Source organism: Phascolarctobacterium sp. (assembly GCF_045124115.1).
In the GTDB taxonomy this organism is placed as follows: domain Bacteria; phylum Bacillota; class Negativicutes; order Acidaminococcales; family Acidaminococcaceae; genus Phascolarctobacterium_A.
Window position 1 is genome coordinate 1 of sequence record NZ_JBGVLF010000004.1, and the last position, 24,208, is coordinate 24,208.

A 24,208-nucleotide genomic window follows, 5' to 3' on the forward strand; every position below is an offset into this window, starting at 1 on the left:
AACCGTGTATCCCAGGCTAATAGCTCCATGCCGAACGAAGTAACCAACTATGGTATTACTACTGCGAAGGAATCTGCAGAGACTATTATGTTCTTTGCCCTGTATTCCCCTAACAGAACTTATGATGGTATGTTCCTGAGAACATACGCCGACGCTAACTTTATCGATGCCGTTAAGCGTGTAAAAGGCGTATCTACTTTGGGCGAATATGCACCTGAATACGCAATGCGCATTTGGCTGAATCCTGAAAAAATGGCTCAGCTGGGCGTAACCGTTGATGATATTTCCACTGCTATTAAAACTCAAAACGTTCAAGCACCTGTAGGCTCCATTGGTAACCGTCCTTCTGCGGATACACAGGAATTTGCTTATTCCGCCAGTGCCCAAGGTCGTTTGAAAACCCCTGAAGAATTTGGTAACGTAATTATTCGTTCCCAAAATGGTGAAAATCTTAAACTGCGTGATCTTGCCGAAATTAAACAAGGCGCGCGTAGCGATCTGACTAACGGCCGCTTGAACGGCGGTGACGCTGCGATTTTTGCCGTATCCTTGACTTCCGATGCTAACGCTATTGAAACCGTTGGCAAGATTAAGGAAGTACTGGCAGACGCAGAAACACGTTTCCCTGACGACATGAAGATCATGGTAGTACAGGATAATACCCAGTTCATTATTGAATCTTTGGAAAAAGTAGCACATACCTTCTTTGAAGCATTGGTGCTGGTAATTCTGGTAGTATTCATGTTCTTGGGTAGCTGGCGTGCAACCTTGATTCCTGTATTGGCAGTACCTGTATCCTTGGTTGGTACTTTTGCTTCCTTCGTACTTTTGGGCTTCACTATCAACACCTTGACCGCATTCGCTATGATTCTGGCAATTGGTCTGGTAGTCGATGATGCTATCGTAGTAGTAGAAGCAGTAGAACATCATATCCAAGATAACGGTATGTCTCCTAAAGAGGCAACCTACCGTGCAATGAACGAAGTATCCGGCCCTGTAGTGGCAATTGCTTTCGTTTTGGCAGCGGTATTTGTTCCTGTAGCTTTTACCGGCGGTACTGTAGGCGAACTGTACAAACAGTTTGCAATCACCGTATCCGTGTCTATGATGCTTTCCGCATTGATCGCCTTGTCTTTGACTCCTGCTCTGTGCTCCTTGATCTTGGTTAAGAAGGGCGAGGACGAAGAAGTCAAGGGCGTTATCGGCAAAGCAGTACATGCATTCAACGTTTGGTTTGAAAAGACTTTGGCTAAATACGTTAAGAATGTAGAAGTATGTATCCGTCATACTAAGACCGTATTGGCTTGTTTGGCTATTGTCTGCATCTGCATTGGTGCTTTGGCTAAACTCACTCCTTCCGGCTTTGTACCTATTGAAGACCAAGGTATGTCCATGGTTTCCGTATCTCTGCCTGAAGGCGCATCCGATAACCGTACTTCTCAACAGATGGATGCTCTGTCTAAGGAATTGAGAAATCTGCCCGGCGTAAGCAATATCATCCAGGTTTCCGGTATTGATATTCTGTCTGACGCACAAAAGGCAAGCGCAGGTCTGATGGTTTGTACCATGAAGGACTACAAAGAGCGTGATAACTCCATTCAGGACGTAATTCCTATGATTTGGGGTATTGGTGCCAAATATCCTGACTTGAACGTAATGGCCTTCCAACCGCCTCCTCTGCCCGGTGCATCTAACACTGGTACCTTGAGCCTGTACCTGATGAACTTGGGTGGTGAAGACGTTACTACCATGGGCCAGCGTGCTAACGAGTTCTTGGCAAAATGCCGTCAACGTCCGGAGATTGGCTCTATCTACACCACTCTGAATACTTCTACTCCTGCTTATCAATTTGAAGTAGACCGTGAAAAGGCACAATCCATGAACGTGCCCGTATCCAGTGTCTTTAGCGCATTGCAAACCTTCTTAGGTGGTGCTGAAGTCAACGATATTAACAGCTTCGGTCGTACTTGGAAAGTAGTTATGCAGGCTGACGCTAAATATCGTACTGATGTAGACGATATGCGTTACTTCTTTGTACGCAGCAATAGCGGCGAAATGATTCCTTTGAATACTCTGGTTAAACCTCAAAACAAAAATACTTCCGTCGTTATGACCCGTTTCAACGGTGCGTCCGCTATTAAGATTGCAGGCGACCCTGCCAGCGGATATTCCACCGGTCAAGCTATGGAAGCAATTAACGAGGTTGCAGCAGAAGTTCTGCCTAACACCTACACCCATGAATGGGTTGACCAAAGCCGCGACGAAATCGAAGCAGGCAGTCGTTCTACCCAAATCTATATCATTTCTATGATCTTCGTATTCCTGTGCTTGGCAGCATTGTACGAAAGCTGGTCCATTCCTCTGGCCGTACTGCTGTCCGTGCCTTCCGCAATCTTTGGCTGCTTCCTGAGCCAATATCTGCGTGGCCAACAGAACGACGTTTATATGCAGATTGGTCTGATCACCTTGATCGGTCTGGCTGCGAAGAATGCGATTCTGATTGTAGAATATGCAAAGATGAACATGGAAGAAAATGGTATGGGCGTTGTGGAAGCTGCAGTTGAAGCTGCTCGTCTCCGTCTGCGTCCCATCCTGATGACTTCCTTCGCGTTTATCCTGGGTTGCGTACCTTTGGCTATTGCAACCGGCCCGGGCGCAGGTGCCCGCGTATCCATGGGTAACGCCGTAGTTGGTGGTATGACCATCGCTACCATGTTCGGTATCTTCTTGATTCCTGTACTTTTCGTTGTTATCGAGCGTTTGTTCCATCGCGAAAAGAAGGATAATCCTAACGAACAAATCTAACTTATAAATATCCCAACCCCTCTAACCCCTAACGAAAAACCGCTGTGGCGATTAAGTTCGCTGCAGCGGTTTTTTGCGTCTTAAAAAGGATATTGTAACTTAATGCGCTTACAAAATACTTAGATAAACTTATTAAAATTATAAAAGAATAAACAAGTTAAAGACTACTGCTTCCTAAAGTAGTGTAAGCGGGGTGTGGACAGTGCTCGTGACAGAGGCAACAGTGCCGTAAGTCGCGGGCTCTTATAATTATACATGTAAACAGGGACGCTGCCCTTGTGGTAAGATTTTTGCAAACGAAAGAGGTGATAAGTATGGGTCCTGTAACTACTAATCCTTGGTTGATCGCCGTAATTAACATGACCATTGTCTTTGGCGTCCTGATTGCATTGGGCTTGTTAATGAACATGATTCAATATATTGATCCTACCAAGGCAAAAGCAAAATAATTATAAGAAGGAGGATTTATTCCTATGATTGAAGCATTTGTCGTAGCATTAGCTTCTGTGTGGGCAGATTCAGGCTTTTCCGCTTTGACCGGCGGCCACGTTATTATGATTTTAGTTGGTCTGATTTTGCTGTACATGGCTATTGGCAAGGGCTTTGAACCCCTGCTGCTTTCCCCTATCGCTTTTGGCTGTATCTTAGCTAACATTCCTAAAAACGGTTTTGAAGCTCCCGGTGTAATGTCCGTTATTATGTATGGTATTCATCACGAAGTATTCCCGCCTTTGATTTTCTTAGGTGTAGGCGCCATGACCGACTTTGGTCCCCTGATTGCTAATCCCAAGACCTTGCTTTTGGGCGCTGCCGCTCAGGCTGGCGTATTCGTAGCACTGCTTGGCGCAATGATGCTGGGCTTCACCGTACAGGAAGCTTCTGCTATCGGTATTATCGGCGGCGCAGATGGTCCTACTTCCATCTACTTAGCTGCTAAAATGGCTCCCCAACTGTTAGGTGCAATCGCCGTTGCTGCTTATTCCTACATGTCTTTGGTTCCTCTGATTCAGCCTCCTATTATGAAGCTGTTCACTACGGAAGCAGACCGCAAGATTGTTATGCAACAATTGCGCCCCGTTTCCAAGTTTGAAAAGATTGTTTTCCCGATTATGTGCACCATCGTAATTTCCCTGCTGTTACCTTCTGTAACCGCATTGATCGGTATGCTGATGCTGGGTAACCTGTTTAAAGAAGCAGGCTGCTTGGACCGCTTGTCCGACACCGCGCAAAATGCACTGATGAACACTGTAACCATCATGCTGGCAACCGGTACCGGCTTGACCATGAGCGCTGAATCCTTCCTGAACTATCAAACCATCCTGATTATCTTCTTAGGCTTGGTAGCTTTCGTAGCTGGTACTGCCGCAGGCGTAATCTTTGGTAAGCTTATGTGCACCGTTGACGGTGGCAAAACTAACCCGCTGATTGGTTCTGCAGGCGTATCCGCAGTTCCTATGGCTGCTCGTGTATCTCAAATCGTTGGTCAAAAGGCAAATCCTGCCAACTTCCTGCTGATGCACGCTATGGGCCCCAACGTAGCAGGCGTTATCGGTACTGCAGTTGCTGCAGGTACCATGCTGGCTATGATTGGTCCTGTTGCTAAATAAGTTTGTCCCTTAAAATTTTCTCAAAGGAGGAATGAAATATGTCTCCCGCTATTAAATGTTTGATTTTATTGGCTGTTGTAGCTTTGTTTTTCGTAACAGAGTTGATTCCTCTGGCAGTTACCGCCACCGCTGGTGCTGTTGCCTGCGGCCTGTTGGGCTTGATTCCTGCTAAGCAGGTTTTCAGTGGTTTGTCCAACTCCACCGTAGTATTATTTGCAGGTATGTTTGTTGTTGGTGCAGCAATGTTCTATACCGGTCTCGCTCAAGAAATTGGTAATAACGTTGTTAAAATGTGTGGCACCGGTGAAAACAGTTTGATGTTCGGTTTAATGCTGGTTGGTACCCTGTTGTCCTCCGTTCTGTCCAACACCGGTACTGCAGCGTGCCTCCTGCCTGTAGCTTTGGGTATTTGCGCCGCTGCTAAAATTCCCGCATCCCGCCAGTTGATGCCTTTGGCATTTGCCTGCGGTTGGGGCGGTATCATCACCATGGTAGGTACTCCTCCTAACATCATCGCTACCGGCGCTTTGACCGCTGCCGGTCTGCCCGCCTTCGGTTTCTTCGAATTTGCTTGGATTGGTATTCCTGTATCCGTAGCTGGTATGCTCTATATGATGTTTGTAGGTAAACATCTGCTGCCGAAGAAAGAATTGGATGCTGACCAAGAAATTGAGCAAGAAATTGAAGCAACCACTCACGATAAAAAGAAACAAATCATTTCCGGCGTTATCTTGGCTGCTGTAGTAATCGTTATGGCACTGGGCATTAAAGGCGTTACTTTGGAAATGGCTGCTGTAATTGGTGCTCTGGTTTGCGTACTGACCGGCTGCTTGACTGAAAAACAAGCTTATGCTTCCATCGACTGGGTAACCATCTTCCTGTTCGCAGGTATGATGCCTGTATCCACCGCCATGGATAAGACCGGCGCTGGCAAATTGATCGCTGAATGGACTGTAAGCTTGATGGGCGGCTCCCCGTCTCCGTTGATTGTAACCGCAGTATTGTTCATCCTGTCCTGCGGCCTTACCCAATTCATGTCCAACACTGCATCCGCAGCTCTGCTGTGCCCCATCGGCATTGCAATCTCCAAGCAGCTGGGTGCTGACCCGAAGGCAGTATTGATGGCAATTGCAGTTGCAGCATCCTGCGCATTTGCAACTCCTGTTGGTACTCCTCCTAACACCTTGGTTCTTGGCCCTGGTGGTTACAAATTCATGGACTATGTAAAAGCCGGTACCGGTCTGGTGGTTGTAGCTTTCGTAGTATCCTTGGTTGTAATTCCTATGGTATGGCCTTTCTTCCCCGGCAAATAAATTATAATAAAATAAGTATAGGCTGAGACTAAAAAGTCATTGTTGCCATATCCCTAGACGAATCATTGCGATTTTAGCTCATGAGTGCTTAGAATCACCGAAGCGAACTGAAACGTATCTTGTTTCTCGAACAAGATCGGCCGTGAATCTTCGTTGTGATTCTGCACGAAATGAGCGTTAAGAAATCGCACGTGAGTCGGGATATGGCAACGTGACTATAATGTCCCAGCCTATTTTTTATGCCTAAAATTGCGCAAAAAAAATAACCAGGTCGCACTGGTTATTTTCTTTGGTCGAAGTAGTTCGCAGCAGCTTCGGCCTTTTTCTCCCAATCCTTCAATAAGAAAAATTGAAGATTGAGAGGATATTAAATGGTTGCTTTGCGTCTACTATTTTAGCAGAAGAGTAGGGGATTTCTGTTGCCTAGGTCACAAAAATCCTTAGTAAAGTATAGTAAACATATTGTAGTTATTGTTAATAAATTATGTAAATAATGTAAGCGACTATAGGGAAAACGGTGTGGCGTAAGCAACAGAATAAAGGATAATTTGCTTTTATACTTACTAAAGTAAGATAAGTTATAAAAGTAATCCAACTTACTTAGCTTACAAAATGCTTTTGTTAAAGAGGAAGAGGTGATTTGATGGGTCCTGTAACTACCAATCCGTGGCTGATTGCCTTGATCAACATGACCATTGTATTCGGCGTGCTTATCGCTTTGGGTGTATTGATGAATTTAATCCAATACGTTGACCCCACCAAAGCAAGAGCGAAATAGTTTGGTTTCAAAGTGGCATTTGCTGCTTTAAGCAGCTTCATCTACGGCAATGATTTGACACGTAGGCTGTAAGCGTCAAGCTTATCCTAACAGGCTAGGGGAGACTGGAGGAGGCAGCTAACGGCGAGCCATTTTCGTTAATGAAGCTTTTGTTGCCTTTTGGCAAAGCGCACTTATTTCATCCCGAATGGGAAAAACAAGGAGGAATTAATCAATGTTTGAAGCATTTATTGTTGCTTTGACTTCCGTATGGAACGACTCCGGCTTCTCCGCATTGACCGGCGGTCATGTAATCATGATCTGTGTAGGCCTGATTCTGCTCTATATGGCAATTGGTAAAGGTTTCGAACCTTTGCTGCTGTCCCCGATCGCTTTTGGCTGCGTATTGGCTAACATCCCCAAAAACGGTTTCGAGGCTCCCGGCGTTATGTCCGTAATTATGTATGGTATTCACCATGAAGTATTCCCGCCGTTGATTTTCTTGGGCGTAGGCGCAATGACTGACTTCGGTCCCCTGATTGCAAATCCGAAGACCCTGCTCTTAGGCGCTGCTGCACAAGCAGGCGTATTTATCGCTCTGTTGGGCGCTATGTTGCTTGGCTTCAACGTACAAGAAGCTGCTGCAATCGGCATCATCGGTGGTGCTGACGGCCCGACCTCCATTTACCTGGCTGCTAAAATGGCTCCCCAACTGTTGGGCGCAATCGCAGTAGCTGCTTACTCCTACATGTCCTTGGTTCCCCTGATTCAGCCCCCTATCATGATGCTCTGCACCACTGAACATGACCGCAAGATCGTTATGCAACAGCTGCGTCCGGTTTCCAAGTTTGAAAAGATCGTATTCCCGATTATGTGCACCATCGTTATCTCCTTGCTGTTACCTTCCGTAACTGCATTGATTGGTATGCTGATGCTGGGTAACCTGTTCAAAGAAGCTGGCTGCTTGGATCGTCTGTCCGATACCGCTCAAAACGCATTGATGAACACTGTAACCATCATGCTGGCAACCGGTACCGGCTTGACCATGAGCGCTGAATCCTTCTTGAACTATCAAACCATCCTGATCATTTGCCTGGGCTTGGTTGCATTCGTAGCAGGTACTGCTGCAGGCGCAATCTTTGGTACCCTGATGTGCAAGATTGATGGTGGTCAAACCAACCCGTTGATTGGTTCCGCCGGTGTATCCGCAGTTCCTATGGCTGCTCGTGTATCTCAAAAAGTTGGTCAAAAATGCAACCCTGCTAACTTCTTGCTGATGCACGCTATGGGTCCTAACGTAGCAGGCGTTATCGGTACTGCAGTTGCTGCAGGTACCATGCTGGCTATGATCGGTCCTGTTGCTAAATAATCCTCTTTAGGATCTCCCCTACGGGGGTGCCCATAGCACCCCCAAACATTAAATTCTCTTGGCTTAGAAGCTGAAAAGTTCTTTGTACAACTGAAAAACATGGTATATGATGCCTTAGGGTATTGTATATAAAAATTTTAAAGGAGGTACACGTTATGTCCCCTGCAATTAAATGTTTAATTCTGTTGGCAGTAGTTGCATTATTTTTCGTAACTGAACTTATCCCTCTAGCAGTTACTGCTATCGCCGCAGCAATCGGTTGTGGTCTGTTAGGTTTGATTCCTGCTAAACAAGTATTTAGCGGCCTGTCTAACTCCACCGTAGTACTGTTCGCCGGCATGTTCGTAGTTGGTGCAGCAATGTTCTACACCGGCTTGGCTCAAAAAATCGGTAACACCGTAGTTAGAATGTGCGGCACCGGTGAAAACAGCCTGATGTTTGGTTTGATGGTAGTTGGTACTGCATTGTCCGCAGTTCTGTCCAACACCGGTACTGCAGCTTGCTTGCTGCCTGTAGCTCTGGGCATTTGCTCCGCTGCTAAAATTCCTGCTTCTCGTCAATTAATGCCGTTGGCTTTCGCTTGCGGTTGGGGCGGTATCATCACCATGGTAGGTACTCCTCCTAACATTATCGCAACCGGCGCTCTGAGTGCTGCTGGTCTGCCCACCTTTGGTTTCTTCGAATTCGCATGGATCGGTATTCCTGTTTCCGTAGCTGGTATGCTGTACATGATGTTCGTTGGCAAATACTTGCTGCCGAAGAAAGAATTGGATGCTGACCAAGAAATCGAACAAGAAATCGAAGCTAGTGAAGCTTCTCAAAGCAAACAAATGGTATCCGGCGTTATCCTGCTGTGCGTAGTATTGGTAATGGCACTGGGTATCAAAGGTATTACCTTGGAAATGGCTGCTGTAATCGGTGCTTTGGTTTGCGTGCTGACCGGCTGCTTGACTGAAAAACAAGCTTATGCTTCCATCGACTGGGTAACCATCTTCCTGTTCGCAGGTATGATGCCTGTATCCTCCGCAATGGATAAAACCGGCGCTGGTAAATTGATCGCTGAATGGACCGTTGGTATGATGGGTGGTTCCCCGTCTCCGTTGGTTGTAACCGCAGTTCTGTTTATCCTGTCCTGCGGCCTGACCCAATTCATGTCCAACACTGCATCCGCAGCTCTGCTGTGCCCCATCGGCATTGCAATCTCCAAACAACTGGGCGCTGACCCGAAGGCTGTATTGATGGCAATTGCAGTTGCAGCATCTTGCGCATTTGCAACTCCTGTAGGTACTCCTCCGAACACCCTGGTTCTTGGCCCTGGCGGTTACAAATTCATGGACTATGTAAAAGCTGGTACCGGTCTGGTAATCGTTGCTTTCGTAGTATCCTTGGTTGTAATTCCTATGGTATGGCCGTTCTTCCCCGGCAAATAATACCTGAATAACACTAAAGCCTGTCGCATTACGCGGCAGGCTTTTTGTATGCTAAAGTAGAGTTAATGATATAACACAAAATCTTCTACGCGTATTATCTTGGTTTGAAATTTTCTTGTTTTGTCATACAAAAAACACAACTTCTTGGTATGATAGTTTTGACCTAAAAGAGACAGAGGTTTATAATTAAACTACTAAAAGAAGAATGAGGGATGCGTTATGTTGAAGTTCTTGAAAAACAATAAGTACATCATTATCGCCTGCGCTATCCTTTTAGCAGGTAGCTATGGTGGTTATAAATATTATCAAAGCACTAAAGTAGTGGCGAATACTGTGAAAATTGGTACTGTTATCCGCGGTGATCTGACGGAAACAGTTTCTGCAACCGGTGCGTTGACCGCTATGGATAACGTAGATATCAGCTCCAAAATCACCGGTCGTATCGTAGAAGTGTTGGTTAAAGAAAACCAACATGTTAAAGCAGGGGACGTACTGGTACGCTTGGACGATACTGCTCTGCAGGCTACCTTAAAGCAGATGTCTGCACGTCTGCGTGAAGCAACGTTGACCTATAATCGTTATGCCCAGCTGTTGGAGCGTGGCGCTGTCAGCCAATCCACCTTTGATACGGCAGAAGCAGATTATTTGGTGGCAAAAAGTAATTATGATAAAGCAGCTTCTGATGTAAGCGATACTATTATCACTACTCCTATTGATGGTTATATTATCGGTAAACCTACCCCTGTAGGCCAAACCATCAGCTCCGGTATCAGTACACCGCAAGTAATCATGTCCGTAGCAACCTTGGATAATATGGAAATTGAAACTATGGTGGACGAGTCTGACATTGGTCAAATTAAAGAGGGACAAAAGGTTAAATTTACTGTAGACGCATACCCTGATGAAACTTTTACGGGAAAGGTTCGCTTGTTGTCTAAGAGTGCGGAAACCGAAAATAATGTTATTTACTATAAAGTGTACGTAACTGTTGATGATGCCAAAGGTAAGTTGCTGCCTACTATGACTGCTCGTGCAGAGTTCATTGTGGACGAAGCCAAAGATGTCATGATGGTGCCGTTGAACTGCATCTACAGCGAAGGCAAACGTCGTTATGTTAAAGTTTATAACGAGCAGAGCAAAGAAAGCAGGGATGTGGACGTTACCGTTGGTTTGTCCAACGATAGCAATATCGTAGTAACTGCTGATGGTCTTAAAGAAGGCGATAAACTGTTGGTCAAGAAGGCAGTGGCAAAGCAGACCAATACCAGAATGGGTCCTCCCATGTAAGGATGAGGTGACTGTGATGGCAACGGTAATCCAATTAAAAGATATTATGAAAACCTACATTATGGGTGACAGCGTTGTCCATGCGCTGAATCACGTGAATGTTACTATTGAGTTTGGTGAGTTTACTTCCATTATGGGACCTTCCGGTAGCGGTAAATCAACCATGATGAATATTTTAGGCTGCTTGGATCGTCCTACCAGCGGAGAATATTTCCTCGATGGCAAGGAGATTGCAGGTTATAACGATGATGAATTGGCGCACACCCGTAATGCCAAGATTGGCTTTGTCTTCCAAAACTTCAATCTGCTTTCCAAACTGACGGCGCAAGCCAATGTGGCGCTGCCTTTGGTTTATGCAGGCGTAGGGGAGGAAGAACGGATGGAGCGTGCCAAACAGGCACTGGAGGCAGTGGGCTTGGGGGCGCGTTTGGATCATAAGCCCATGGAAATGAGCGGTGGCCAGCGCCAGCGTGTAGCAATCGCCAGAGCCTTGATTAATAATCCTGCCATTATTATGGCGGACGAACCTACGGGCAACCTTGATACAAAATCCAGTTATGAGATTATGGATATCTTTAAGGAGATGAACAATCGTGGTAAGACTGTGGTTATGGTTACTCATGAACCGGATATAGCTGAGCAGACGAAGCGCATCTTGGTTATGCGGGATGGTCAATTAGTAAGTGACGAAAGAAGGTAGGCGTTATGTTGAACGAATCCATTAAAATGGCCTTGGATGGCATGGTTTCCAACAAACTGCGTACTTTACTGACATTATTAGGTATTATCATTGGTGTTGGTGCTGTTATTGCCATGGTTAGCCTAGGCTTTGGCATGAAGGAAAACATCAAGAACAATATTTCCAAGTTGGGCAGTAATCTGTTAGTAATTACCAGCGGCGGGCGTACTGCCACGGGTACTCGTTTGGCAGCTGGTGAAGGTGCACGCCTTACCTATGATGACGGTGTGGCTATTTTGAAGCAAGTGGATGGCATTGCCTCCATGAGTGCCAGCGTCAGCAAAAGCTACCAACTGGTTGCGGGCAATCAAAACTGGAACAGCCGTGTGGAAGGTACTACTCCTAGTAATTTCTCCATTCAAAGTTTGGAGATTGAAGACGGACGCATTTTGACGGAACGTGACAACTCCAGTCGTTCCAGGGTAGCGGTTATTGGTAAGACTGTTGCTGACAGCCTTTTCCCGGAAGGGGATCCGGTAGGCAAGATTATGCGTGTGAACAAGGCACCCTTCCAAGTAGTGGGCGTGCTGAAAAGCAAGGGCCAAAGCGGTATGGGACAGGATCAGGACGATATTGTCTACATCCCTTTGAACACTGCCATGCAACGTATGATGGGCATTACCTATGTACAACGCATTACTATTCAAGCGGAGAACGAAAACGTTATCAATGATGTGCAGGCGGAAATGGAACAGGTGCTGCGCACACGCCATAAGATTAAAGAAGGCGATTACGACGACTTTACTGTCCGCAATATGGCTGCCATTATGGATACCATGATGGAAACTGCCAACAATATCACTATGTTGTTAGGCTGCATTGCCGCTATCTCCCTGTTGGTCGGCGGTATCGGCATTATGAATATTATGTTGGTATCTGTAACGGAGCGTACTAGGGAAATCGGTATTCGCAAAGCTTTGGGTGCCACCTATAATAATATTCTGCTACAGTTTTTGATTGAAGCCATGGTTATCGGTATTGTAGGCGGCAGCTTAGGCGTAGTGCTGGGTGTAGGTGCTTCCTTTGTAATCAGCGCTTTGGCCGGTTGGAATACGGTTATTTCCGTAAGTGCCATTATTATTGCTGTAGTCTTTTCTGTGGGTATCGGCCTGTTCTTTGGTATTTACCCCGCTAGAAAGGCTGCTTTGCTTGATCCTATTGATGCATTGAGGTACGAATGAGAAAAAATTATTTGCGCGACCTGCCCGACGGCAGGCCGCCTCACAAAAATAAAGCAAGTTTGCATGATTATCTGCAGGCCTTCTTGGATTTTCTGAGAAGGCCTAAAACTGTTTTTGATTTTAAAGATAGGTCACGTTTTGTACTTTTGCTAATTGTTATAATTATTCTTCTGCAAAAGGTTGTAGAATTCTTTGCTGGTTGATATAATAAAATAGTAAGACTGTGTAATCAACTTGGAGGAGGAAAGCTGTGGCTGCCAAAATTGGAATTTTAGGGGGAACATTTGACCCCATTCATGTAGGGCATCTATACATGGCGGAAGCTGTGTTTACGGGCATGGGCTTGGCAAAAGTGGTGTTTATCCCTGCCTACGTGCCGCCTCACAAGCTGGAGCAGGATTTTGCCCCAGCGGAAGACCGTTACATGATGACGAAGCTGGCAGTGGCTAGCAATCCTCATTTTTCTGTGTCCGATATGGAGTTGCGCCGTACAGGGATTTCCTATACCATCGATACCATTAAAGAACTGCATCTGCTCTACCCAACGGAGGAACTGTTCTTTATTATTGGTGCGGACAGTGTGGCCCAATTGCATACTTGGCATAACATTGAGGAAATGTTGGAAATAACTACTTTTGTAGCTGCAGGGCGACCTGGTTATGAAGGCGTTATGGACGAGGTGGTTTCCCATTTAGGGGAACGTGCTCGAGAAAAGATTATTCTTTTGGATACTCCCCAGTATGATATTTCCTCTACAGATATCCGCAATCGCATTAAAAGCGGTGCCAGTCTGGCAGGTTTAGTGCCGGAAGCTGTGGAGCGCTATATTTATGACCATGGTCTGTATGGCAGGAGATGTTGAATGATGAATTTAGAAGAAATGCAAGCATTGCTGAAGGAATCCATTCCTCCCAAGCGCTATAAGCATTCTGTGCACGTTTACGAAACAGCCTTGGAATTGGCTAAGTCCCATCAGCTGCCACAAGAAAAAATTGCTATTGCTGCGTTGCTGCATGACTGCGGCCGCGAGGTTGGCAGCAAGGAAAGTGTAGGGAAGGCGCAAGAGTTGGGACTGCCTATTGACTGGGTGGAGCTTAATCAACCCATTTTGCTCCATGCTAAATTAGGTGTTTACAACGCTATGCATAAATACGGCATAGCAGATCAGGAAATTTTGGACGGGATTCTTTACCATACCACGGGCATGGCAGGCATGACTGATTTGGCAAAGGTAGTTTACTTGGCTGATATGATTGAACCCGGACGTGATTTCCCCGGTGTGGAAGAGTTGCGCAAGTTGGCACATAAGAACCTTGATCAAGCTATGCTGATGGCTTATAGCAATACGATTCGTTATTTGCTGGATGGTGGGCTTTTGATTCATCCCCACTGTATCGAAGGTTATAACGAATTGATTTTAGCTGCAAAAGAGTAAGCACTGCTTTAAGGGAGTAAGCAATGGAAGATATGGAAAAAGAAAATAATGAACACCATCGCAAGGTGCGACGCAAGCTGCGCTGGGGCAGACTGCTATGTTTCCTGATATTAGTGGGGCTTGTGGGCTTTGGTGTTTTTTGGAGCAGTGTATGGGTTTATGATAATCTGATTAATCCACCCCAAGCCAATATAGCTGCTGCCGATGAAAACATCCGCAAGGATGAAAAGCTTAACGAGCGCATTAATATTCTGCTTTTAGGTATTGATGACGGTGACAGCGAAGCGGCAGCGTCGGAGCCTAAACGTACTGATGCTATTATCTTGCTTAGTTTTGACCCTAAGCAGGATCAAGTTGCTGTTTTATCCATTCCCCGTGATACCAAGGTAGTATTGCCGGGGCACAAGGATCCGGAAAAAATCAATGCTGCCTATGCTTATGGCGGTGCAGTAATGGCTAAGCAGACCGTGGCTAACCTGCTGCGGGTGCCCATCCACTATTATTGTCTTGCCGATTGGCGTGGGTTTATTGATATCGTCAATTTGATTGGCGGTGTAGATATCTACGTAGACAAGGATATGTACTATGAAGATCCTTACGCTAATCTGGTGATAGATATTAAACACGGCTATCAACACATGGATGGCGAAACTGCAGGCAAGTATGTGCGTTTCCGTAAGGACGAATTAGGCGATATTGGGCGCGTACAGCGCCAACAGAAATTCCTCAAAGCTGCAGCGGAGCAGATGTTCTCCGTGCAGAATGTGGGCAAAATCAGTAGTTTGATGTCCGCTTTGGATAAATATATCCAGACGGATTTGAATACTTTGACCATGCTCAAGGCAGCCAACAGCTTTAAGCTGTTTGGCGATGATAAGATCCGTAGCTGTATGCTGTACGGTCAATTTGATGATAGCAGCGGTGTCAGCTATTGGGCTGCTGATAAAGACGCTGTAAATAAATCCCTGGACGAGCTGGGTATTCCCTATATTAAAGAGGAGACAGCGGACAAACAGGATGCAGGCTCTGAAGAAGAGCAGATTGATAACGAAAAAGAAAAAACATCTTAACAAGGAGGACAATCAATGAACACTAAAGAAATCGCTATGAAAATTGCTGCTGCTGCTAGTGATAAAAAGGCAAAGGACATTTTACTGCTGAATATGGAGGGCTTGTCTCCAGTAACTGATTATTATGTAATCTGCAGTGCCGGCAACTCTACTTTGGTAAAGACTATTGCTGATAATATTGAAGATAAACTGGGCGAAGAAGGTGTTTTCCCCACTCATAAAGAAGGCTATGCTGATGCACGTTGGGTGCTTTTAGATTACGGCGATGTTGTAGCACATATTTTCTTAGAGGAAGAACGCGACTTCTACAATTTGGAACAATTGTGGGCAGATGCTCCTTCCGAAGCTTTTGTGGAGAATGAAGATGAATAATTTTAAAAAGCCGATGAAGCCTATGGGTCGTAAGCCTGTAGTGATTCAGAACAATACTAAATATCGTCAAGGCGATGTTGTCACTATGAAAGTTGTCCGTGTAGGCGAAATGGGCGCTTTCTTAGACGGTGGCACCGGTGATACTAATGACGATATCCTGTTGCATAAACTGCAGCAGACGGAAGAAGTCAAGGTGGGGGATAGCGTTAAGGTCTATCTGTATTTAGACCCCAGCAAGCGTCTTACTGCCAGCATGAAACTGCCTAAAATGCGTGAAGGGCAGTTGGGTTATGTGCGTGTGTTGAGCGTTACCCGTGACGGTGGTTTCGTAGATATTGGCGCAGAACGTGGCGTATTCCTGCCTTACAGCCAAATGCGCGGCCATGTGTCAGAAGGCCAATTGGTATGGGTTAAGCTGTACCGCGATAAAAGCGGTCGTCCTGCAGTAACTATGCGTGTGGAAGATGATATGGTGCGTGCTTCTAAGCCTGCGGAAGGTATCAAAGTAGGCGACAGTGTAACCGGCACTATCTACAATATTCTGCCGGAAGGTTTCTTTATCTTCACTACCCAGCGCTTTATTGCTTTCCTGCATCGTAGCGAGGTTCCCGGTGGTCGCCTTGATTTCGGTCAGCAGGTTACTTGCCGTGTAACCTATATCCGCGAGGATGGGCGCATTAATGTTTCCATGCGCTTGCAAAAGGAAAACGCGATGATTGCAGATGCGCAGGATATTTATGACTTTCTGCAGAAACGCAATGGCAGTATGCCTTATTGCGATTCCACTCCCTTGGAGATTATTAAGCAGAAGTTTGGCATCAGCAAGGCTGCTTTTAAGCGTGCTTTGGGGCATTTGATGAAAGAAGGTAAGGTGCGCCAGGAAGATGGCTGGACTTACCTGACTGAGCAGGAAAATAAATAGATTATATGCGAGGCTTGGACATGTATAGTCATGTTACCATATCCCGACTCACGTGCGATTTTAGCTCATTTCGTGCAGAATCACAATGATTCGTCTAGGGATATGGTAACAATGACTAGTTTTGTTCTAGCCTCATTCTTATTTGGAGTGCGATGATGGAAGTTTTTAATTTGCTTGCTGCTGGTGCGATTATTTTCGTAGGCTCGTTTTTTGCTACTGTTTCCGGATTTGGGTTTGCGTTGGTAGCTACACCGCCATTGTGCCTGGTTATGCCTGTAAAATGGGCGATTATCTTTGTACTGGTGTTGACGGTGCTGCTCCGCGCGTTGACGATGTACAGGGTATGGGGGCAGTTCAACGGGCGTACGGTAATGCTTACTAGTATTGGCAGCTTCATAGGCATGCTTCCCGGGAGTAAGGTATTGAACATTATCCCTGTGGTGAAGTTAGAACTGTTTTTGGGCGTGGTGCTGATTTTGGCGACGCTGTTAATGAGCTTGCAGTATACGGTGCCTATTAAAAATAAAACTTTGGGGCGTTTAGGGGCAGGTGTATTAAGCGGTTTTTTCGGAGCCAGTACCAGTGTCAGCGGTCCGCCTTTGGTTTTATATTTTCTGAATGAGCACACAGCCAAGGAAGAAATGCGCGCCAATATGATTTGGATTTTTGGCGTCACAGGGATTCTTATGGTAGGTGCTAGCTATTGGGCAGGTAATATTAGCGCTGTAGAAAATTGGGATTATATGTATACCATGATTCCGGGTACTTTGTTGGGCATTTGGGCAGGAGAGAAAATGTTCCGTTATTTGAACCAGCAGCTTTTCCGCCGTCTGTCCCTGTGCATTGTCTTGGCAGGTGCTTTAATGATGCTTGCCCACGGAATTAGCGAAATTTTGTAACCTCCGTTACATTTTTTTCGCAGAAATAAAAAATGTTCGTAAAGTACTTGCTTTTGCTTGACGAACGCTGTACTTAGCAGTAAAATTACCTCAATCGCTGATTTAAGCGAGAAGATTATTTTGCAGGTGAAAAAATGGATTCTATGAAATTAAACGCAGCAACTGCATACGGCTTTTACTTTGCACCGGTCTTTAGCTATTACTTTAGCACCGGTTATTTGGCATGGAAAAAAGCATAAAGCAGTACGCGTAATAGAAGCCTATATAGTATTTTGACATATCCTCACAATGCTTTTTAAGCAGGCTCTTTTACGGAGCCTGCTTTTTTAATAGCAAAATACATCTTGAAAATATTTACACAGGCTGCAAAGACGCAGGCCGCAAAAGGAGAGAGAATTATGGTAATCGTATTCAAACCGGGTGCCCCTGAGGAAAACAAAGCGAAGATGAGAGCAAATTTGGAGCGCCAAGGCTTCCAAATTAATGAAATCAATGGCGTTAATATGACCATTTTCGGTATTATCGGTGATACCAGTGCTTTGGATATGAACATGCTCCGTATCGACGATGCCGTTGATAAGGTAATGCGTGTCCAAGAACCTTTCAAACGCGCTAATCGTGCTTTCCATCCGGAAGATACTATTGTTGATGTTGCAGGCGTACCTATTGGTGGCAAGAAGATTCAAGTTATTGCCGGTCCCTGCTCCGTTGAAAGCCAAGAACAAGTTACTGCTGTTGCCAATTCTGTAAAACTCGGCGGCGCAACCTTGATGCGTGGCGGTGCTTTCAAACCCCGTACTTCTCCCTATTCCTTCCAAGGTCTGAAAGAACTGGGCCTTGATTACTTAAAGGCTGCTCGCGCAGAAAGCGGTCTGCCCATCTGCACTGAGATTATGAGTGCAGACAAAATTGAACGTTTCGTAGAAGATGTTGACCTGATTCAAGTAGGCGCGCGCAATATGCAGAACTTCGAACTGCTGAAGGAACTGGGCAAAACTCGCAAACCCATCCTGCTGAAACGTGGCCTTTCCGCTACTATTGAAGAATGGATTATGTCTGCGGAATACATTATGGCAGGCGGTAACGAAAATGTTATTCTCTGCGAACGCGGTATCCGCACTTTCGAACATTACACCCGTAACACTCTGGATCTGAGTGCTATTCCTGCAGTTAAAAAACTGAGCCATTTGCCTGTAGTTGTAGACCCCAGCCATGCAGCAGGTCTGTGGTGGATGGTAGAGCCTCTGGCTAAAGCAGCTATTGCAGTTGGTGCTGACGGCTTGTTGATCGAAGTACACAACAACCCCGAATGTGCACTGTGCGATGGCGCCCAATCCTTAAAACCGGAACGTTTCGCACGTTTGATGGGCGAACTGAAGGGTATTGCCCGCATCGTCGGCCGTGAAATGTAATTTTGAAGCAGCATTTGTCGAATAAAAATTTTTCGGCAATAGTTTAATGAAGTATAGTTAAAACGTGACTTATCCGTCCTCGTTTTTGAGCTATAAAGTAGAATTGTAGTATTGTAGCATAGTTTAAAAGGAGAGATTTTACCATGATTATCGTATTCAAACCCACTGCCACTGTAGAAGACAAAGCTAGACTGAAAGCACAATTGGAAGACCGCGGCTACCAAATCCACGCCAGCGAAGGCGTCAATGCCTCCCTGTTCGGCGTAGTTGGTGACACCAGCGCTTTGGATATGAACCTGCTCTTGGTTAATGAGGGCGTAGAAAAGGTTATGCGTGTGCAGGAGCCTTTCAAACGCGCTAACCGCATGTTCCATCCGGATGATACCATTGTTGATGTTTGCGGTGTGCCCATCGGTGGCAAAAAGATTCAGGTTATCGCAGGTCCTTGCTCTGTAGAAAGCATTGAGCAGATTACGGAAGTAGCCCAAGACGTTAAGGCTAGTGGTGCTACCGTATTGCGCGGTGGTGCTTTCAAACCCCGCACTTCTCCTTACTCTTTCCAAGGGTTGAAAGAATTGGGCCTTGATTACTTGAAGGCTGCCAGAGAAGCAACCGGTCTGCCTATCTGCACGGAAATCATGAGTGCTGATAAGATTGAGCGCTTTGTAGAAGATGTGGATATTATCCAAGTAGGCGCGCGTAATATGCAGAACTTCGAGCTGTTGAAGGAGTTGGGCAAAACCAATAAGCCCATTCTGTTAAAACGTGGTCTTTCCGCTACTATCGAAGAGTGGATTATGTCCGCAGAATACATTATGGCAGGCGGTAACGAAAACGTTATCCTGTGCGAGCGCGGTATCCGCACTTTTGAAAAGTATACCCGCAACACTCTGGATCTGAGTGCTATTCCTGCAGTTAAGAAGCTGAGCCATCTGCCCGTAGTTGTAGACCCCAGCCATGCGGCAGGTCTGTGGTGGATGGTAGAGCCTTTGGCTAAAGCAGCTATTGCAGTTGGTGCTGACGGCCTTTTGATCGAAGTACACAATAATCCTGAATGTGCACTGTGCGATGGTGCTCAATCCTTGAAACCCGGTCGCTTTGACCGCTTGATGCAGGATTTGCGCGGTATTGCCCAAATCGTAGGTCGTGAATTATAACCTGAAAATAAAGGTAAAGTTGAATATTTGTAGAATAGAAGTAGATGCTAGAGGTTGGGCGTTCCACCCAACCTCTAATCGTATATTAGTAGGATGGAAGATTTAGGAGTGATATTTTGGAAGCTGGTTTTAGAAATACCAACTGGCAGGAGCTTAGTTTTGCCATTGTAGGTTTAGGTTTGATTGGTGGTTCTTATGCCAAAGCTCTGCGTCAGTTGGGAGTAAGGCAGATTATCGGTATCGAGAGTAATGCTGCAGTTTTAGCACAAGCTATGGACGAGGGGCTGATTGATCTAGGCTTGTCCGAGGCGGATGCACGCTTGCGCCAGGCAGATGTGATTATCTGCTGCATTTATCCTGAAGCTATAGCAAGCTTTATGAAGGACAATGTGGGCTTTTTTAAGGAAGATGTGCTGCTGACGGATGTGGCCGGTATTAAAAATGATATGATTGCTACAGTACAAGCAGTGCTACCCCAAGGCATGGAGTTCATCAGCGGTCACCCCATGGCAGGACGCCAGGGCAGCGGCTTAGGCATGAGCGATGCAGCAATTTTCCGTAACGCTAACTACATTATTGTTCCGGAAAAAGGAAATACCACCGCTGCTATCAAATGGCTGGAAGCTTTTGCTTTGGCTTTGGGATGTAAGCAGACAGTGCAGGTTACGCCGGAAGAACACGATAGGACCATTGCTTTTACCAGTAATCTTCCTCATGTGACTGCAGTTGCTTTGGTGGACAGTGCCTCCTACAGTGATAAGACAAAATATTTTGTAGCAGGCAGTTTCCGCGACGGCACTAGAGTAGCAGACATTAATCCTGAGTTATGGTGCGGCCTTTTCCTTGCCAATAAGGACAAGGTTGCTGATGAAGTTGATAAATATATAGAGCAGCTTGTACTGTGGCGTGACGCTTTGCGGGCAGGGGATGGCGAAACCTTGAAAGATTTAATGCGTAAAGGCGCTGCACGTCGGAAGGAGCTATATTAATGGAAAAGATTCATGTGGATTTAGGTGCTCATGCTTACGATATCGAAATTGAAGCGGGTCTGCTACCTACTGTTGGTGGCAAGGTAGCAGCGTTGCTGCCTAAAGCACGTAAGGCTGCTATTGTTAGCGACACTAATGTAGCGCCCTTGTATGCAGCACAGCTGCAAGCAAGCTTGGAGGCTGCTGGTTTGGCAGTGGTGCAAGTAGTTATCGAAGCAGGGGAGCAAAGCAAGAATATGACGGTGTTGAGTCAGGTGCTGGAGCAGTTGGCGACAGCGGGGCTCACTCGTACGGACGTACTGCTTACTTTGGGCGGTGGCGTAGTTGGTGATTTGGGCGGTTTTGCCGCTGCCAGCTACATGCGCGGCATTGCCTTCGTGCAGGTGCCCACGTCTTTGCTGGCGCAGATTGATAGCAGCGTAGGTGGCAAGGTGGCAGTGGACTTGGCTGCAGGCAAAAATCTGGCAGGTGCCTTCTACCAACCCAAGGCTGTGTTTATCGATACAAACCTGTTGCGGACTCTTTCCACTCGTTTCCTTCACGATGGTTTGGCAGAAGCCATTAAATATGGTTGTATTAAAGATGCAGCCCTTTTTGACAAGATTGCCGGTTTTGCTGATGATGCAGAGCTTTTGGCGAATATTGACAGCGTAGTAGCTACCTGTTGTGCTATTAAAGCCCGTATTGTAGAAGAAGACGAGTTCGATACAGGGCTGCGGATGCTGCTGAACTTTGGCCATACTTTAGGTCATGCTGTGGAGCAGCATTTTGGCTACAGCGGCTTTACCCATGGCGAAGGCGTAGCCATCGGTATGTATCAATTGACCGCACGTACGGAAGCAATGGGCTTAACGACTGTAGGTACTGCGGCACGCATTAAAGCAGTTTTAGAAAAATATAATCTGCCCCTGGCAGCAGGTGTGGAGAAAAAAGAACTCCTTTCCACCATGGCAAGGGATAAGAAGAAAAACGGCAGCAGCATTACGATTATTATCCTTAAAGCTTTAGGCGAAGGTGTGCTGCAAAAGCTGGATTGGCAGCAGGTGCCGGAATATTTGGGATGAGATGATTATGGATAAGGTAAAAATTTTCCCCAGTAAATTACAAGGAAGCGTACAGGTGCCTTCTTCTAAAAGCATGGGGCACAGGGAAATTATTTGTGCAGGCTTGGCAGCAGGCACCAGTATTGTAGACAATATCAGTATGTCCAAGGATATTGAAGCAACCATGCGCTGCTTAAAGGCAATGGGCGTTGCTGTGGACGAAATTCCCAGCATGATTCCGGGGCGTACAGCTTTGCAGATTACAGGTACAGGTCATCCTGTAGCCTCCGAAGATTTTGCAGACTGCGGTGAAAGCGGTTCTACTTTGCGGTTCTTCCTGCCTTTGGGCGCTATGCTGGGCTGTCCTTTGACTTTCGTAGGCCACGGCAAGTTGGTGTCACGTCCGCTACAGGCGTATTACGATATTTTCGATAAACAGTTTATCCAATATTTTAACGACAACGGCAATCTGCCTGTGACGGTTAACGGCCGTTTGCAAGCAGGTACCTTCTCCCTGCCCGGAGATGTAAGCAGTCAGTTCGTCAGCGGTCTGCTTTTTGCCTTGCCTTTGCTCAAGGGTGATTCTGTCATTGAGATTATTTCTCCCTTGGAATCTTCTGCTTACGTGGATATGACTATTAGCTGTTTAGCTAAATATGGTATTAAGATTATTAATGAAAATAATGCGCATCGTCGCTATATAGTTCCCGGCAATCAACATTATCAGGCTTTAAACAGCCATGTAGAAGGAGATTGGTCCCAAACCGCCTTCTGGACTGTGGGTGGTGCTTTGGGCGAAGCTGTTACCTGTACGGGTATTAGCGAAGATACGCTGCAGGGCGACAAAGCAGTTCTGGAGATTATGGAGCGCATGAGCGCTGCTATTACCCGCGGTGAAAACAGCGTGGTTGTGAGCGGTGGTGCGACTAAGGCTACTGTAATCGATGCTTCCAATTGCCCGGATATTATTCCTGTACTTAGCGTTTTGGCTGCCGTTAGCAAGGGGACGACCAAAATTATTAACGCAGGCCGTCTGCGGATTAAGGAATGTGACCGTTTGGCTGCTATGACCAGTGAGCTGAATAAATTAGGTGCGAAGATTACGGAAGAGGCTGAGGGGATGACCATAGAAGGCTGTCCTGAAGGTTTGTCAGGCGGTGGCGAAGTGGATGCCTGGAATGATCACCGCATTGCTATGAGCCTAGCTATTGCAGCCCAAGTCTGCAAGGAGCCTTTCGTATTAAATGGCGCAGGCAGTGTAAGCAAGTCCTATCCCACTTTTTGGGAGGATTATCAAAGTGTAGGCGGTAAAGTGGAGGTGTTGGCATGAGCGGCGTTTTTGGCATGAATATTAAGATGTCCATTTATGGCGAATCTCATGGTAAGGCTATCGGCGTAGTGCTGGATGGTCTGCCTCCCGGACTGAAGCTGGATGAAGAAGCCATTGCCAAAGAAATGGCTCGTCGTGCTCCCGGACAAAGTGCGCTGACCACGGCGCGCAAGGAAAAAGATGCTGTGGAAATCCAAAGCGGTTTCTTCGAGGGTTATACTACAGGTACTCCCTTGTGTGCACGGATCGTAAACGGCGACCAACATTCTAAAGATTACAGCATATTGAAAGATAAGATGCGCCCGGGGCATGGCGATTACGCAGGTTATGTACGGTATCAAGGTTTTAACGATTATCGCGGCGGCGGCCATTTCAGCGCCCGCCTGACTGCACCTTTAGTTTTTGCCGGTGCTGTGGCGAAACAGGCTTTGGCGCAGTATGGTATTGTTATTGGCGCCCATATTGCCAGTGTCTATGATGTGCAAGAGCGCAGCTTCAACCCTATGGGCGAAAGCGATGCTACTCTGCAAGGGTTGAACGCTAAGGCTTTTCCGGTGTTGGAGGATGCAGTGGGTGCCAAGATGCAGGAGCGTATCTTGCAAGCTAAAGGCGAGCTGAACAGCGTGGGCGGTGTAATCGAACTGATGGCGACTCACGTGCCTGCAGGTATTGGCGCTCCCTATTTTGATTCTTTGGAAAGCCGTTTAAGCCACGTACTCTTTTCCGTACCTGCGGTAAAGGGCATCGAGTTTGGTGATGGTTTTGGCTTTGCTGCTTTGACAGGTGCAGAGGCTAACGACCAATTACACTACGAAAATGGTGCTGTACGTGGTTATACTAACCATAACGGCGGCATTACCGGCGGCATCAGCAACGGTATGCCTTTGGTGTTCCGTGTAGCCATGAAGCCTACCCCTTCTATTTCCAGAGAACAGAAGACGGTAAGCCTGTCCAAGCATGCGGATACTACCCTGACCATTGTAGGTCGTCATGATCCCTGTATTGTACAAAGGGCAGTACCTGTTATTGAAGCGGTTACAGCTTGGACACTGTGGGATTTAATCTTAGAAGCAAAAAAGTGGGAGAAATAA

At 46.3% G+C, this 24,208-nt stretch carries 21 protein-coding genes and 2 pseudogenes; all 23 read left to right on the top strand.

Translation table 11 applies throughout. The annotated features are described in order from the left end of the window. Positions 1–2,805 (top strand): efflux RND transporter permease subunit (locus ACJMM4_RS00390; RefSeq protein ID WP_405382518.1); only part of this gene is annotated, 2,805 nt, incomplete at its 5' end. Positions 2,806–3,119: 314 nt separating this feature from the next. Beyond that, positions 3,120–3,245, top strand: a pseudogene (locus ACJMM4_RS00395) (OadG family protein); the annotation flags it as partial. Between the two features lie 36 nt (positions 3,246–3,281). Next, positions 3,282–4,412, top strand: a complete 1,131-nt coding sequence (locus ACJMM4_RS00400) for a sodium ion-translocating decarboxylase subunit beta (RefSeq protein WP_405379510.1) — start codon at positions 3,282–3,284, stop codon at positions 4,410–4,412. A gap of 38 nt (positions 4,413–4,450) precedes the next feature. Next, positions 4,451–5,725 (top strand): SLC13 family permease, encoded by a 1,275-nt coding sequence (locus ACJMM4_RS00405; RefSeq protein WP_405379477.1) that lies wholly within the window; start codon positions 4,451–4,453, stop codon positions 5,723–5,725. Positions 5,726–6,368: 643 nt separating this feature from the next. Next, a pseudogene (locus tag ACJMM4_RS00410) lies at positions 6,369–6,494 on the top strand (OadG family protein); the annotation flags it as partial. 223 nt (positions 6,495–6,717) lie between these two features. Then, positions 6,718–7,851, top strand: a complete 1,134-nt coding sequence (locus ACJMM4_RS00415; RefSeq protein ID WP_405379478.1) for a sodium ion-translocating decarboxylase subunit beta — start codon at positions 6,718–6,720, stop codon at positions 7,849–7,851. 155 nt (positions 7,852–8,006) lie between these two features. Then, positions 8,007–9,281 (top strand): SLC13 family permease, encoded by a 1,275-nt coding sequence (locus ACJMM4_RS00420; protein WP_405379479.1) that lies wholly within the window; start codon positions 8,007–8,009, stop codon positions 9,279–9,281. A gap of 219 nt (positions 9,282–9,500) precedes the next feature. Continuing rightward, positions 9,501–10,568 carry an efflux RND transporter periplasmic adaptor subunit gene (locus tag ACJMM4_RS00425; protein ID WP_405379480.1) on the top strand — a complete coding sequence of 356 codons (1,068 nt, stop codon included), beginning with the start codon at positions 9,501–9,503 and terminating at the stop codon, positions 10,566–10,568. 16 nt (positions 10,569–10,584) lie between these two features. Beyond that, positions 10,585–11,268, top strand: a complete 684-nt coding sequence (locus ACJMM4_RS00430) for an ABC transporter ATP-binding protein (RefSeq protein ID WP_405379481.1) — start codon at positions 10,585–10,587, stop codon at positions 11,266–11,268. Between the two features lie 5 nt (positions 11,269–11,273). Continuing rightward, on the top strand, positions 11,274–12,488 hold the full coding sequence (locus tag ACJMM4_RS00435; protein ID WP_405379482.1) for an ABC transporter permease: 1,215 nt from the start codon (positions 11,274–11,276) through the stop codon (positions 12,486–12,488). Next, positions 12,485–12,691 carry a hypothetical protein gene (locus ACJMM4_RS00440; RefSeq protein ID WP_405379483.1) on the top strand — a complete coding sequence of 69 codons (207 nt, stop codon included), beginning with the start codon at positions 12,485–12,487 and terminating at the stop codon, positions 12,689–12,691. Before ACJMM4_RS00435 ends, ACJMM4_RS00440 begins: the two co-directional genes overlap by 4 nt. Positions 12,692–12,738: 47 nt before the next feature. Beyond that, positions 12,739–13,350 (top strand): nicotinate-nucleotide adenylyltransferase, encoded by a 612-nt coding sequence (gene nadD, locus ACJMM4_RS00445; RefSeq protein ID WP_405379484.1) that lies wholly within the window; start codon positions 12,739–12,741, stop codon positions 13,348–13,350. Then, positions 13,351–13,923: a bis(5'-nucleosyl)-tetraphosphatase (symmetrical) YqeK gene (gene yqeK / locus ACJMM4_RS00450; protein WP_405379485.1), complete on the top strand. Its 573-nt coding sequence runs from the start codon at positions 13,351–13,353 to the stop codon at positions 13,921–13,923. 23 nt (positions 13,924–13,946) lie between these two features. Continuing rightward, positions 13,947–14,993: an LCP family protein gene (locus ACJMM4_RS00455; RefSeq protein WP_405379486.1), complete on the top strand. Its 1,047-nt coding sequence runs from the start codon at positions 13,947–13,949 to the stop codon at positions 14,991–14,993. 15 nt (positions 14,994–15,008) lie between these two features. Then, positions 15,009–15,365, top strand: coding sequence for a ribosome silencing factor (gene rsfS, locus ACJMM4_RS00460; protein WP_405379487.1), 357 nt, complete (start codon positions 15,009–15,011; stop codon positions 15,363–15,365). 22 nt (positions 15,366–15,387) lie between these two features. After that, positions 15,388–16,287, top strand: a complete 900-nt coding sequence (locus ACJMM4_RS00465; RefSeq protein ID WP_405379511.1) for a S1 RNA-binding domain-containing protein — start codon at positions 15,388–15,390, stop codon at positions 16,285–16,287. Positions 16,288–16,442: 155 nt separating this feature from the next. Beyond that, entirely contained in the window at positions 16,443–17,186 is a 744-nt protein-coding gene (locus ACJMM4_RS00470) for a sulfite exporter TauE/SafE family protein (protein ID WP_405379488.1), read from the top strand. A 398-nt stretch (positions 17,187–17,584) separates the two neighbouring features. Continuing rightward, entirely contained in the window at positions 17,585–18,598 is a 1,014-nt protein-coding gene (gene aroF / locus ACJMM4_RS00475; protein ID WP_405379489.1) for a 3-deoxy-7-phosphoheptulonate synthase, read from the top strand. Positions 18,599–18,741: 143 nt separating this feature from the next. Next, positions 18,742–19,755, top strand: coding sequence for a 3-deoxy-7-phosphoheptulonate synthase (gene aroF / locus ACJMM4_RS00480; RefSeq protein WP_405379490.1), 1,014 nt, complete (start codon positions 18,742–18,744; stop codon positions 19,753–19,755). A 116-nt stretch (positions 19,756–19,871) separates the two neighbouring features. Continuing rightward, complete coding sequence (locus ACJMM4_RS00485; protein ID WP_405379491.1) at positions 19,872–20,744, top strand: prephenate dehydrogenase; 873 nt, start codon at positions 19,872–19,874, stop codon at positions 20,742–20,744. Next, positions 20,744–21,808 (top strand): 3-dehydroquinate synthase, encoded by a 1,065-nt coding sequence (gene aroB / locus ACJMM4_RS00490; protein WP_405379492.1) that lies wholly within the window; start codon positions 20,744–20,746, stop codon positions 21,806–21,808. The genes ACJMM4_RS00485 and aroB overlap by 1 nt, the downstream gene beginning before the upstream one ends. A 7-nt stretch (positions 21,809–21,815) precedes the next feature. Then, positions 21,816–23,117 carry a 3-phosphoshikimate 1-carboxyvinyltransferase gene (gene aroA / locus ACJMM4_RS00495; RefSeq protein WP_405379493.1) on the top strand — a complete coding sequence of 434 codons (1,302 nt, stop codon included), beginning with the start codon at positions 21,816–21,818 and terminating at the stop codon, positions 23,115–23,117. Beyond that, the gene (aroC, locus tag ACJMM4_RS00500; RefSeq protein ID WP_405379494.1) at positions 23,114–24,208 is read left to right on the top strand and encodes a chorismate synthase; all 1,095 of its coding nucleotides are present in this window, start codon (positions 23,114–23,116) and stop codon (positions 24,206–24,208) included. Before aroA ends, aroC begins: the two co-directional genes overlap by 4 nt.